Source organism: uncultured Nocardioides sp., assembly GCF_947488025.1.
Classification (GTDB): domain Bacteria; phylum Actinomycetota; class Actinomycetes; order Propionibacteriales; family Nocardioidaceae; genus Nocardioides.
In genome coordinates this window covers 484,474-496,947 of the sequence record NZ_CANKYS010000001.1, presented here as the reverse complement: position 1 = coordinate 496,947, position 12,474 = coordinate 484,474, and the positions used below count along the sequence as shown (strand labels likewise).

Below are 12,474 nucleotides of genomic sequence, written 5' to 3'. Positions count from 1 at the left end.
CCGCCGCGTGGTTCCACGCGGCGCCGAGCGCAGAGCTGAGTGGGGTGGACCGTGCCGAGTGGCAAGGTGAAGTGGTACGACGCGGAGAAGGGCTTCGGCTTCCTGTCGCAGGAGGACGGCCCGGACGTCTACGTCCACGCCGACGCGCTGCCCGAGGGCACGGCCACGCTCAAGGCCGGCACCAAGGTGGAGTTCGGCATCGCCCAGGGCCGCCGCGGCGACCAGGCGCTGCAGGTGCGCGTCATCGACGCTCCGGCCTCGGTCGCCCGCAACCAGCGCAACGCCCAGCGCAAGCAGCCCGAGGCGATGGTGACCATCGTCGAGGACCTCATCAAGATGCTCGAGGGTGTCGAGGAGACCTACCGCCGGGGTCGGCACCCCGAGCGAGCTGCCGCGCGCGGCACGGCCAAGGTGCTGCGCGCCCTGGCCGACGAGCTCGACGTCTGAGGCGACTCCGGCCCTGCCCGCGCCACGCGTCGTACGACGTCAGGTGCGGGCCGGTCGCGACGCCCGGCCCGAGCGGCTGAACAGCACGAACGACGCCCAGAGGCCCAGCAGGCCGGCGGCGATGCCGAGGCCGAGCTGTGGCATCAGCGGCATCGCGATCCCGACGAAACCGCCGATGACCCAGGCCAGCTGCAGGGTGGTGTCGGAGCGGGCGAACGCGCTGGCCTGGATGCGGCTGGGGACGTCGCGCTGGATCGTCGAGTCGAGCGACAGCTTGGCCAGGGCCTGCGCCAGCCCCGCCGTCAGGCCGAGCAGCACCAGGGTGACGAGTCCGTAGAACACCGCGGCCAGGGTCGCGACCACGGCGTCGGCCAGCAGGGCGAGCACCACCGTCACGGCCGGGTTGAGGCGTCTGAGCAGCGACCCGATCGTGATGCCGAGGGTGTTGCCGAGGCCCGCTGCGCCGATCACGAGCCCGAGCAGCACCTCGGGTCGCATGTCACCGATCGGGTTGTCGCGCAGCAGGAACGCCATGAACATCGTCAGGAACCCCGAGAGCCACCGTGGCCCGCAGTTGGCACGCAGCGCGAACGCCACGTCCCCCGGGATGCGGGTGCGCGGGCGTCGCCCGGTGCGCCCCGCCTCGGTGGGGCCGGTGAGCACCATCTCGCCCTCGCCCCTGCTGGCGTCGACCTTCTCGGGCAACCGGATGGCCCAGATCGTCGCGAGCACGAAGACCAGGAAGCCGTAGCGCAGGGACCACTCCGGGCCGAAGGTCGAGGCCAGGATCGCGAGCGGCGCGGACAGGCCCGCCCCCACCACGCCGGCCAGCGACACCCTGGCGTTGGCCTTGACCAGCGTCAGGTCGGGCGGCAGCAGCCGGGGGACCGCGGCGGCGCGCGTGACGCCGTACGCCTTCGAGGCGACGAGGCACCCCAGCGCCGCGGGGAACAGCCAGTCGGACTCGCTGACCACCGCCGTCGCCAGCACCCAGCACAGGAAGCAGCGGATCGCCATGGTCGCGCCGACGGCCCACCGTCGACCGTGGCTGAAGCGGTCGAGGAACGGGCCGATGAGCGGCGCGACGATCGCGAAGGGCAGCATCGTGAGGCCGAGGAAGAGCGCGACCTGGCCGCGCGCCTCCCCGGTCGGGACCTGGAAGAACAGGGTGCCGGCGAGCGAGATGGCGACGGCGGCGTCGCCGGCGGCGTTGAAGGCGTGGAGCTCGATCAGGCGTGAGAGCCCCGAGTCGCCGGCCCCCTCCGCGCGGGTGGCCCGCCGCGCCTGGGTGACCGCGTAGTGCCCTGCAGTCCCCGCGCCGCGGCCCGCGGCCCGGGCTCCCCGCGCCGCGCCCGAGAGCGAGCGTCGTACGGTGCCCGAGGGGGGCGCGGCGGCACCCGCGCGGGGCGGGTCGGTGGCCGTCTCGGACCGCCCCGACTGCGGTCCCGACTGCGGCCCCGGGGCGGGATCGGGACGGTCGGAGGTCACGAGCACCATCTTGACCTACTGCCTCGACCTCCGCCGCCGACACCCGGAGGTCCGGTCTCGCCGAGGGTCCCCGACGGGACAGGGCCACCGACCATTTGCCATGATGCGCAGGTGATCGCTCTCCCCACTCGTGCCGGCAAGCCCGACTCGGTCCTCGCCAAGGCCGTGGAGCTGGCGCGCAGCGTCGTCCTCGAGGTCGCCGAGCCGGCAGACCTCGGCGAGCACCTCGGCGCGCGTGCCGAGGGTGAGCGCGTCGTCACCCACCACTTCGCCTGTGCCCGCCGGGGCTACCCGGGCTGGTACTGGTCGGTCACGATGACGCGGGCCAAGCGCGGCAAGGACCTCACCGTCAACGAGGTGGTCCTGCTGCCCGGCGAGGAGGCCATCGTGGCGCCCGACTGGGTGCCCTACAAGGAGCGGCTCCAGCCCGGCGACCTCTCGCCCGGCGACCTGCTTCCCGTCGAGGACGAGGACGTCCGGCTGGTCCCGACCTACCTCGTCGGCGACGACCCGCTCGACGGCGATGCCCGGGCGCAGGTGCGACAGGTGGCCGAGGACCTCGGCCTGGGTCGCGTGCGCACCCTGAGCCGCGAGGGCATCGACATGGCGGCCGAGCGCTGGCAGGCCGGACCTGGTGGTCCCGACGCGCCGCTGGCGAAGAGCGCCCCGGACACCTGCTGGTCGTGCGGCTTCCTGGTGCGGCTCAACGGCTCGCTCTCGACGCGCTTCGGGGTCTGTGCCAACGGCAACGCCAACGACGACGGTCGCGTGGTCACCCTCGACCACGGCTGCGGCGCCCACTCGGAGGTCAAGCTCGCGCGCAAGCAGCAGCCGCTCCCGCTGCCCGACCACGTGTTCGACACCCTCGTCGAGGACGAGCTCGAGACCTTCTAGAACTCGCGCGAGCTAGTCCCTCGCCAGCACCCACACGGCGTAGTCGTCGACGGGCTCGTGCAGCTCGTAGCTGCCGAACCGGTGCACCACCCGCAGGCCGACCGACTCCGCGTCGGCGACGAACTCGTCGGCGGGGTAGGTGCGGCTGCCGGCCTTGACCGGCTGCAGGTGGAAGCCGACCAGCGCCCGCCCGGTCGGGACGAGCAGGTCGCCCACGCGTGCCAGCACCGACCGCTCGGTGCCCTCGGCGAGGAAGATCATCACGTTGCCGACGAGCACCGCGAGGTCGAACGTGCCGACCTCCGCCGGGTCGAGGGCCAGCGCATCGTGGGGGAGGACCTCGAGGTCGGCGTACGTCGCCCGTGACTGGGCCCGCAGCGCGGGGTCCGGCTCGGTCGCGACGACGTCGTGGCCCCGGTCAGTCAGCGCGGCAGCGACGCGACCCATGCCCGAGCCGATGTCGATGACGCGGGCACCGCGGGGCACGAGCGCGTCAGCGAGCCGGGCCTCGCCCGCCACGTCGGCGCCCCGGTCGACGAGGTCGGCGAAGTGCCGGCCGTAGCCGAGGTTGGCCGGGCCGGCGAGCTCCCAGCGCGTCTTCGCCCGGCTCGTCGGGGTGCTCATCGGACGGCCTGCTGCGAGGCCCGCTCCTTGCGCCGGCGGCGGCAGTACTCCAGGCCGCACAGGCCCAGGCCGAAGCCGGCGAGGCAGGTCCACAGCCACCAGGTGCGGCCGCTGTCCTCGAGTGCACCCCAGAACGGCAGCAGCCCGAGGAAGCCCAACAACCACAGGGCGGTGCCGACCTCGGTGGTGCGGACACCGTCGACGTCGAGCGGCTCGACCTGCGCCACGATGTAGGTGCGGCGCCCGATCTCGTGCTGCGTCGGCTGCTCGTCGCCCAGGTCCACGCGCTCACGCTACACGCGGGGGAAGACGCGAAACACGGGCGTAGCGCAGTCGTGCCACACTGCGGTCCTGTGAGCGACCAGACGCAGACACAGCGACAGCGACCGCAGGGCTCCGGCCTCGACGGCTACTTCCGGATCAGCCAGCGCGGCTCGACCGTCGGCCAGGAGGTCCGCGGAGGCGTCGTCACCTTCTTGACGATGGCCTACATCATCGTGCTCAACCCGCTCATCCTCGGTTTCGTGCCCGACTCGACGGGCGCCTTCCTCGGCGGCGGCGCCGAGCCCGGCAGCGGAATCCCGGCCATCGCCGCCGGCACGGCGCTGGTCGCCGGCCTGCTGACCATCGCCATGGGCGGGTTCGCCAACTTCCCGCTCGCGCTGGCCACCGGCCTGGGGCTCAACGCGTTCGTCGCCAGCACCATCGCCCGGCAGTCCACGTGGGGCGCGGCGATGGGTCTCGTCGTCCTCGAGGGCATCATCATCCTGCTGCTGGTGCTCACCGGCTTCCGGAAGGCCGTGTTCCACGCCGTGCCCCAGCAGCTCAAGGTCGCCATCTCGGTCGGCATCGGCCTCTTCATCGCCCTCATCGGCTTCGTCGACGCCCGCGTCGTGACCCGCATCCCCGACGCCTTCCAGACCACGGTGCCGGTCCAGCTCGGTGCGGACGGCCACCTCGGCGGCTGGCCGGTGCTCGTGTTCTGCCTGGGCCTGGCGCTCATGGTCGCCCTCTGGGTGCGCAAGGTGCGCGGCGCGATCCTCATCTCGATCCTCGTCACCACCGTCGTCGCCGTGGTCGTCGAGGCCATCGCCGGCCTGGGTGCGGCTTCGGCCGACAACCCCAAGGGCTGGTCGCTCAGCGTGCCGACGCTCAGCGGCGACGTCGTTGGCCTGCCGTCCTTCGACACGCTGGGCGAGGTCGACCTCTTCGGCGCCTTCGGCAGCGCCGGCACCGGCGTGCTGGCCGCCCTGCTCCTCGTCTTCTCGCTGCTGCTGGCCGACTTCTTCGACACGATGGGCACGATGACGGCGATCGGCGCCGAGGCCGGCCTCAACGACGAGGAGGGCACCCCGCCGGGCGCCCAGCGCATCCTGGTCGTCGACTCCGTCGCCGCGATCGCCGGCGGCGCCGCCGGTGTCTCGTCCAACACGTCCTACATCGAGAGCGCCTCGGGCGTCGGCGAGGGCGCCCGCACGGGTCTGGCCTCCGTGGTCACCGGCGCGCTGTTCCTGCTGGCCACCTTCTTCACGCCCCTCGTCGCGGCCATCCCCTCGGAGGCGGCCGTCCCGGCGCTGGTGCTCGTGGGCTTCCTGATGATGCAGCAGGTCACCGAGATCGACTGGCGCGACCTCGAGGTGGCCATCCCGGCCTTCCTCACCGTCGTCCTCATGCCCTTCACCTACTCGATCTCGGTCGGCATCGGCGCCGGCTTCGTGGCGTACGTCTTCATCAAGGTCGTCGTCGGCAAGACCCGCGAGGTCCACCCGCTCATGTGGGTCGTCGCGGCCCTGTTCGTCGTCTACTTCGCCTACACGCCGATCAGCGGCTGGCTCTCCTGATCGCCTGACCACTGATCCGGGTTTCGCCCGGACCCCCTCGGCAGAGTCCCCGCTCGAGCGGGGACTCTGCCACTTGGTGGGGGTTGCAACGGCCTCCAGGTGACGGACTCCCCGCATGGGCGGGGAGTCCCCGGCAGTGCGCGGGGCCGACGGAATGGTTAGCACAGGTAATGAGTTACGCTAACGACATGCCGACCGCCGACCTCCGCACCGACGCCGGGCTCGCCTCCGAGCTTCGGGCCGGTGTCATGCGCCTGCGCCGCCGCCTCGTCTCCGAGCGCCACCCCGACAACGACCTGAGCATCCCGCAGATGGTCGTGCTGGGGCTGCTGGTCCGGACGGGCGAGCAGACCGTCGGCGACCTGGCCCGCGCCGAGCGCGTCCAGCCCCCGTCGATGACCCGCACCGTCAACTGCCTCGAGGCCGACGGCTACGTCGAGCGGCGCCCCCACGAGACCGACGGCCGCCAGGTCGTCGTCTCCCTCACCGACGCCGGCCGTGCCGCCGTGCTGGCCGACCGCCAGCGCCGCGACGCCTGGCTGTCCCGGCGCCTGAGCGAGCTCACGCCCGCCGAGCGCGCCACCCTCCGCGACGCGGCCCCGATCCTGGCCCGGCTCGCCGTCGCCGACTGACCACCTGACCCATGACCGACTGAGGAGTCACCACGAGTCCCACGTTCCGCTCCCTCTCCAACCCGAACTACCGTCGCTACGCAGCCGGCGGGGTCGTGTCCAACACCGGCACCTGGATGCAGCGCGTCGCCCAGGACTGGCTGGTGCTCGAGCTCGCCGTCGGGTCCGGCGCCACCGCGCTGGGCATCACGACCGGGCTCCAGTTCCTGCCGTTCCTGCTGCTGACGCCGTTCGCCGGCCTGATCGCGGACCGCATGCCCAAGCAGCGACTGCTGCAGCTCACCAACCTCGGCATGGCGCTGCCCGCCGCCGTCCTCGGCATCCTCGCCGTCACCGGCGTCGCCGAGGTCTGGCACGTCTACGTCCTGGCCTTCCTCCTCGGCTCCGCGTCGGCCTTCGACGCGCCGGCTCGCCAGTCCTTCGTCTCCGAGCTCGTCGACCCGGTCGACCTGACCAACGCCGTCGGCCTCAACTCCGCCAGCTTCAACGCCGCCCGCCTCGTCGGCCCCGGCCTGGCCGGCGTCCTCATCGCCGCCTTCGGCGGGGGAGCGGTGGCCACCGGGTGGGTCATCCTGCTCAACGCGGTGTCGTACGCCGCCCCGATCTGGTCGCTGCGCCACCTCGACGCCAGCCGGATCGACGCCGCGGCGCCTGCTGACCGGGGACCCGGCGCGATCCGCGAGGGCGTGGCCTACGTCCGGGCCCGCCCCGACCTGCTGCTCGTCCTCGGGCTGGTGTTCTTCGCCGGCACCTTCGGCCTCAACTTCCAGATCACCTCGGCGCTGATGGCCACCGAGGTGTTCGGCAAGGGGCCGGAGGAGTTCGGGCTGCTCGGCTCGTTCCTGGCTGTCGGCTCCCTCGCCGGCGCCCTGCTCGCCGCCCGCCGCAGCCACGTGCGCCAGCGCCTCGTCGTGGGGGCCGCCCTGGCCTTCGGTGCCTCGGTGATGCTGGCCGGGCTGATGCCCTCCTACCTCACCTTCGCGCTGCTCGCGCCGGTCACCGGCCTCACCGCCCTGACCTTCATCACCAGCGCCAACACCTACATGCAGCTGCACACCGACGCCGGCGTGCGCGGTCGCGTGATGGCCCTCTACCTGATGATCTTCATGGGCGGCACCCCGGTCGGTGCGCCCGTCATCGGCTGGATCGGCCAGGAGTACGGCGCTCGCTGGACGCTGCTGGGCGGGGGGCTGCTCACGATCGCCGGTGTGGCGCTCTCGGCAGGGCTCTACCTCCGGCTCGACCGCACGCGGCGCGAGCGGGAGCGGCGGGTCGTCGAACCGGGCGTCCGGGCGGCACCAGCGGCATTTTGACCCTGCCGTGGCGCCCGAGTAGCCTCAATCTTCGTGTCTGGCACGTCCAGACCCATGCCCATGCTCGGACTTCGCGGCGTTCCAGGCCGCGCCCCGGCTGGCCACGGTATTCGCAACAGGCACATGCAGCAGCGCACGACACCCGAGTCCGGCACCGCGTCGGACCGTGATGAGCAGACAGAGAGAGGGAACCACCAGGTGCCCACCATCAACCAGCTGGTCCGCAAGGGCCGCCAGGACAAGGTGTCCAAGAACAAGACGCCTGCCCTGAAGGGATCCCCGCAGCGCCGAGGCGTCTGCACCCGCGTCTACACGACCACCCCGAAGAAGCCGAACTCCGCCCTCCGCAAGGTCGCCCGCGTGCGCCTGAGCAGTGGCGTCGAGGTCACCGCCTACATCCCGGGTGTCGGTCACAACCTGCAGGAGCACTCGATCGTGCTCGTCCGCGGCGGCCGCGTGAAGGACCTTCCCGGTGTCCGCTACAAGATCATCCGCGGCTCGCTCGACACCCAGGGTGTCAAGAACCGCAAGCAGGCCCGTAGCCGCTACGGCGCGAAGAAGGAGAAGTAATGCCTCGCAAGGGTCCCGCTCCCAAGCGCCCCCTCGTCGTCGACCCGGTCTACGGTTCCCAGCTGGTCACCCAGCTCGTGAGCAAGGTCCTGCAGGACGGCAAGAAGGCTGTGGCGCAGCGCATCGTCTACACCGCACTCGAGGGCTGCCGCGAGAAGACCGGCACCGACCCGGTCGTCACGCTCAAGCGCGCGATGGACAACGTCAAGCCGGCCATCGAGGTCAAGTCCCGCCGCGTCGGCGGCGCGACCTACCAGGTCCCCGTCGAGGTCAAGGCCAACCGCTCCACCACGCTGGCCCTGCGCTGGCTCGTGGGCTACGCCGCCGACCGCCGTGAGAAGACCATGGCCGAGCGTCTGATGAACGAGATCCTCGACGCGAGCAACGGCCTCGGTGCCGCTGTGAAGAAGCGCGAGGACACCCACAAGATGGCCGAGTCCAACAAGGCCTTCGCCCACTACCGCTGGTGACGGCGAGGGGCCGTACGACCCGCAGCGCGCGTCGTACGGCCCCTCACCCCACGAGCTCCCACCAACTTCCGAGGGACTGAGACACAACAGTGGCTGTCGACATCACCACCGACCTCAACAAGGTCCGCAACATCGGCATCATGGCGCACATCGACGCCGGCAAGACCACCACCACCGAGCGCATCCTCTTCTACACCGGCATCACCTACAAGATCGGTGAGGTCCACGAGGGTGGCGCCACGATGGACTGGATGGAGCAGGAGCAGGAGCGCGGCATCACCATCACGTCGGCCGCGACGACCTGCTGGTGGAAGAACCACCAGATCAACATCATCGACACCCCCGGCCACGTGGACTTCACCGCCGAGGTCGAGCGCTCGCTGCGCGTCCTCGACGGCGCCGTGGCGGTCTTCGACGGTGTTGCCGGTGTCGAGCCGCAGACCATGACGGTGTGGCGCCAGGCCAACAAGTACTCCGTCCCCCGCATGTGCTTCGTCAACAAGCTCGACCGCACCGGCGCGGACTTCTTCCGCTGCGTCGACATGATGGTCGAGCGCCTCAACTCCACCCCGCTCGTGCTCCAGCTGCCGATCGGCGCGGAGTCCGACTTCCTCGGTGTCGTCGACCTGGTCGGCATGCGTGCCCTCACCTGGCGCGGCGAGACCAAGATGGGTGAGGACTACGACGTCGAGGAGATCCCGGCCGACCTCGCCGAGCAGGCCGCGGAGTACCGCGAGAAGTTCATCGAGACGCTCGCCGAGGCCGACGACGACATCATGGAGAAGTACCTCGAGGAGGGTGACGAGAACTTCACCGTCGAGGAGCTCGAGGCCGCGATCCGTCGCGCCACGCTGGCCGACAAGGTCAACCCGGTCCTCTGCGGCACCGCGTTCAAGAACAAGGGCGTCCAGCCCCTGCTCGACGCGGTCGTCAAGTACCTCCCCTCGCCGCTCGACATCGACGCCATCGTCGGTCACTCGCCGCGCGACGAGGAGGAGGCCATCTCCCGCAAGCCCTCCGACGACGAGCCGTTCTCCGGCCTCGCCTACAAGATCGCCTCCGACCCGCACCTGGGCAAGCTGATCTACGTCCGCGTCTACTCGGGCAAGCTCGAGGCCGGCTCGACCGTGGTCAACTCGGTCAACGGTCGCAAGGAGCGGATCGGCAAGGTCTACCAGATGCACGCCAACAAGCGTGAGGAGATCGCGTCGGTCGGCGCCGGCCAGATCGTGGCCGTCATGGGCCTCAAGGACACCAAGACCGGCCACACCCTGAGCGACCCGAACAACCAGGTCGTGCTCGAGTCGATGACGTTCCCGGCCCCGGTGATCGAGGTCGCGATCGAGCCCAAGACCAAGGGCGACCAGGAGAAGCTCGGTACCGCCATCCAGCGTCTCTCCGACGAGGACCCGACCTTCACGGTCAAGGCCGACGAGGAGACCGGGCAGACGATCATCGCCGGCATGGGCGAGCTCCACCTGGAGATCCTCGTCGACCGCATGAAGCGCGAGTTCCGCGTCGAGGCGACGGTCGGCAAGCCGCAGGTCGCCTACCGCGAGACGGTCCGCAACACGGTCGAGAAGCACTCCTACACCCACAAGAAGCAGACGGGTGGCTCCGGCCAGTTCGCGAAGGTCGTCGTCAACCTCGGGCCGAACATCGACCCCGAGACCGGCGTCGGCGCGGGCTACGAGTTCGTCAACAACGTCACCGGTGGTCGCGTCCCGAAGGAGTACATCCCCTCGGTCGACCAGGGTGGCCAGGAGGCCATGGAGTTCGGCGTGCTCGCCGGCTACCCCATGGTCGACGTGAAGTTCTCGCTCGAGGACGGCGCCTACCACGACGTCGACTCGTCCGAGCTCGCGTTCAAGATCGCCGGCAACCAGGCCTTCAAGGAGGCCGCACGCAAGGCCAAGCCGGTGCTGCTCGAGCCGATGTTCGCCGTCGAGGTGACCACCCCCGAGAGCTTCCTCGGCACGGTCATCGGCGACATCAACTCGCGCCGCGGCCAGATCCAGGCGCAGGAGGAGCGTCACGGCGACATGGTCGTGAGCGCCCTCGTGCCGCTGTCCGAGATGTTCGGGTACGTTGGCGACCTGAGGTCCAAGACCTCTGGTCAGGCGTCGTACTCGATGGAGTTCGACTCGTACGCCGAGGTTCCCACGAACATCGCCGACGAGATCATCAAGAAGGTCCGCGGCGAGTAGTTCGCGCCTCGGATCCTCGGCACCAGCACCACCCACACCCACGAGTCACCAACTCTCACACGCAGAGAACAACAATCAGGAGGAGCCCCAGTGGCTAAGGCGAAGTTCGAGCGGACCAAGCCGCACGTCAACATCGGCACCATCGGTCACATCGACCACGGCAAGACGACGCTGACCGCGGCGATCACCAAGGTGCTGCACGACAAGCACCCGGACCTCAACGAGGCTTCGGCGTTCGACCAGATCGACAAGGCTCCCGAGGAGCGCCAGCGCGGTATCACGATCTCGATCGCGCACGTCGAGTACCAGACCGAGGTGCGTCACTACGCGCACGTCGACTGCCCCGGTCACGCCGACTACATCAAGAACATGATCACCGGCGCGGCGCAGATGGACGGCGCGATCCTCGTGGTCGCCGCCACCGACGGCCCGATGCCGCAGACCCGCGAGCACGTGCTGCTCGCCCGCCAGGTCGGCGTGCCCGCCCTGGTCGTGGCGCTCAACAAGTGCGACATGGTCGACGACGAGGAGCTCATCGAGCTCGTCGAGATGGAGGTGCGCGAGCTCCTCTCCGAGTACGAGTTCCCGGGCGACGACATCCCCGTCGTGCGCGTGGCGGCCTTCCCGGCCCTCAACGGCGACGCCAAGTGGGCCGACTCGATCGCCGAGCTCATGCAGGCCGTGGACGACTACATCCCGACCCCCGAGCGCGAGACCGACAAGCCCTTCCTCATGCCCGTCGAGGACGTCTTCACGATCACCGGTCGTGGCACCGTCATCACCGGTCGCATCGAGCGTGGCATCGTCAAGGTCAACGAGGAGGTCGAGATCATCGGCATCCGCGAGGGCTCGCAGAAGAGCACCGTCACCGGTGTCGAGATGTTCCGCAAGCTCCTCGACGAGGGCCAGGCGGGCGAGAACGTCGGTCTGCTCCTCCGTGGCACGAAGCGCGAGGACGTCGAGCGCGGCATGGTCGTGATCAAGCCGGGCACGACCACCCCGCACACCAACTTCGACGCCTCCGTCTACATCCTCAGCAAGGACGAGGGCGGCCGTCACACGCCGTTCTTCAACAACTACCGTCCCCAGTTCTACTTCCGTACGACTGACGTGACCGGTGTTGTGACCCTGCCCGAGGGCACCGAGATGGTCATGCCGGGTGACAACACCGAGATGTCGGTCGAGCTCATCCAGCCCATCGCGATGGACGAGGGCCTGCGCTTCGCCATCCGCGAGGGTGGCCGCACCGTCGGCGCCGGCCGCGTCGTCAAGATCACCAAGTGATCACCGCCGGTCACTGACCGGCACCGCAGCACCCGAGACCCCGTCTCCCGCAAGGGAGGCGGGGTCTCGTGCGTCCGTCGTGGGCCCGGCCCGGCAGGATGGGGTCATGGGGTTCACCAGGGCGGAGCTGGAGTCGTTCCGCGACGTCGAGGTCCCGGACCTCCTCCCGGCCGACGACCAGCCGCTCCGGTTGCTGTTCGTCGGCATCAACCCGGGGCTGTGGACCGCCGCGACCCAGAGCCACTTCGCCCGCCCGGGCAACCGCTTCTACCCCGCGCTCCTGCGGGCCGGGATCGTCCCGAGGCCGATCGACCCGTCGGCCGGGATGACCGACGAGGACCGCGACGAGCTGCGCCGGCGGGGGATCGGCATCACCAACGTGGTGGCGCGGGCGACCGCGCGGGCCGACGAGCTCACGACCGAGGAGCTGCGCGACGGCGGGGAGCGCCTTCGCGCACTCGTGGGTGAGCGGAGCCCGTCCGTCGTGGCCGTCGCCGGTGTCACCGCCTACCGCACAGCGTTCGGCCAGCGGGGCGCGAAGGTCGGGGAGCAGCCCGGACGCTGGGGCAGCTCGCGCGTGTTCGTCGTGCCCAACCCGTCGGGGCTCAACGCGCACGACACCGTGGACACGCTCGCCGCGGCCTACGCCGAGGCGGCCCGGGCCGCCGGGGTGCTCGAGCGCACGCCTGGGTCCTGAGACCCGG

General features: G+C 70.6%; 12 protein-coding genes and 1 pseudogene. 10 read left to right on the top strand and 3 right to left on the bottom strand.

Annotated features, from left to right (window positions below; genetic code table 11):
- Positions 1-51 precede the first annotated feature (51 nt).
- Positions 52-447 (top strand): cold-shock protein, encoded by a 396-nt coding sequence (locus Q1B24_RS02315; RefSeq protein WP_299922787.1) that lies wholly within the window; start codon positions 52-54, stop codon positions 445-447.
- Between the two features lie 39 nt (positions 448-486).
- On the opposite strand, the gene Q1B24_RS02310 is transcribed toward Q1B24_RS02315, so the two are convergent.
- A complete protein-coding gene (locus Q1B24_RS02310; protein WP_299922785.1) occupies positions 487-1,935 on the bottom strand; it encodes an MFS transporter in 1,449 nt (482 codons plus the stop codon).
- 111 nt (positions 1,936-2,046) lie between these two features.
- On the opposite strand from Q1B24_RS02310, the gene Q1B24_RS02305 reads away from it, so the two are divergent.
- Complete coding sequence (locus Q1B24_RS02305) at positions 2,047-2,829, top strand: DUF3027 domain-containing protein (RefSeq protein ID WP_299922782.1); 783 nt, start codon at positions 2,047-2,049, stop codon at positions 2,827-2,829.
- Positions 2,830-2,841: 12 nt separating this feature from the next.
- On the opposite strand, the gene Q1B24_RS02300 is transcribed toward Q1B24_RS02305, so the two are convergent.
- Entirely contained in the window at positions 2,842-3,453 is a 612-nt protein-coding gene (locus Q1B24_RS02300) for a class I SAM-dependent methyltransferase (RefSeq protein ID WP_299922780.1), read from the bottom strand.
- Entirely contained in the window at positions 3,450-3,737 is a 288-nt protein-coding gene (locus Q1B24_RS02295) for a DUF2530 domain-containing protein (RefSeq protein ID WP_254182517.1), read from the bottom strand. Before Q1B24_RS02295 ends, Q1B24_RS02300 begins: the two co-directional genes overlap by 4 nt.
- 69 nt (positions 3,738-3,806) lie before the next feature.
- On the opposite strand from Q1B24_RS02295, the gene Q1B24_RS02290 reads away from it, so the two are divergent.
- The 8 genes and pseudogenes from Q1B24_RS02290 to Q1B24_RS02255 all read left to right on the top strand — a co-directional run bounded on the left by Q1B24_RS02290 (position 3,807) and on the right by Q1B24_RS02255 (position 12,467).
- On the top strand, positions 3,807-5,294 hold the full coding sequence (locus Q1B24_RS02290; protein ID WP_299922775.1) for an NCS2 family permease: 1,488 nt from the start codon (positions 3,807-3,809) through the stop codon (positions 5,292-5,294).
- A gap of 188 nt (positions 5,295-5,482) precedes the next feature.
- The gene (locus tag Q1B24_RS02285; RefSeq protein ID WP_299922773.1) at positions 5,483-5,926 is read left to right on the top strand and encodes a MarR family transcriptional regulator; all 444 of its coding nucleotides are present in this window, start codon (positions 5,483-5,485) and stop codon (positions 5,924-5,926) included.
- Positions 5,927-5,982: 56 nt separating this feature from the next.
- A pseudogene (locus Q1B24_RS02280) lies at positions 5,983-7,239 on the top strand (MFS transporter); the annotation flags it as partial.
- A gap of 198 nt (positions 7,240-7,437) precedes the next feature.
- Positions 7,438-7,809, top strand: a complete 372-nt coding sequence (gene rpsL / locus Q1B24_RS02275; RefSeq protein WP_056906817.1) for a 30S ribosomal protein S12 — start codon at positions 7,438-7,440, stop codon at positions 7,807-7,809.
- Entirely contained in the window at positions 7,809-8,279 is a 471-nt protein-coding gene (rpsG, locus tag Q1B24_RS02270; RefSeq protein WP_135838828.1) for a 30S ribosomal protein S7, read from the top strand. Before rpsL ends, rpsG begins: the two co-directional genes overlap by 1 nt.
- Positions 8,280-8,368: 89 nt before the next feature.
- Positions 8,369-10,486 (top strand): elongation factor G, encoded by a 2,118-nt coding sequence (gene fusA, locus Q1B24_RS02265; RefSeq protein ID WP_299922767.1) that lies wholly within the window; start codon positions 8,369-8,371, stop codon positions 10,484-10,486.
- A 90-nt stretch (positions 10,487-10,576) separates the two neighbouring features.
- Complete coding sequence (gene tuf, locus Q1B24_RS02260) at positions 10,577-11,770, top strand: elongation factor Tu (RefSeq protein ID WP_299922765.1); 1,194 nt, start codon at positions 10,577-10,579, stop codon at positions 11,768-11,770.
- A gap of 106 nt (positions 11,771-11,876) precedes the next feature.
- On the top strand, positions 11,877-12,467 hold the full coding sequence (locus Q1B24_RS02255; protein ID WP_299922761.1) for a mismatch-specific DNA-glycosylase: 591 nt from the start codon (positions 11,877-11,879) through the stop codon (positions 12,465-12,467).
- Positions 12,468-12,474: the final 7 nt, after the last annotated feature.

What these genes read in the sequence shown, in the direction of transcription:
- Q1B24_RS02300 (WP_299922780.1), bottom strand. Translation starts at nt 3,453, where the DNA reads ATGAGCACCCCGACGAGCCGGGCGAAGACGCGCTGGGAGCTCGCCGGC.
- Q1B24_RS02285 (WP_299922773.1), top strand. Translation starts at nt 5,483, where the DNA reads ATGCCGACCGCCGACCTCCGCACCGACGCCGGGCTCGCCTCCGAGCTT.
- rpsG (WP_135838828.1), top strand. Translation starts at nt 7,809, where the DNA reads ATGCCTCGCAAGGGTCCCGCTCCCAAGCGCCCCCTCGTCGTCGACCCG.
- Q1B24_RS02255 (WP_299922761.1), top strand. Translation starts at nt 11,877, where the DNA reads ATGGGGTTCACCAGGGCGGAGCTGGAGTCGTTCCGCGACGTCGAGGTC.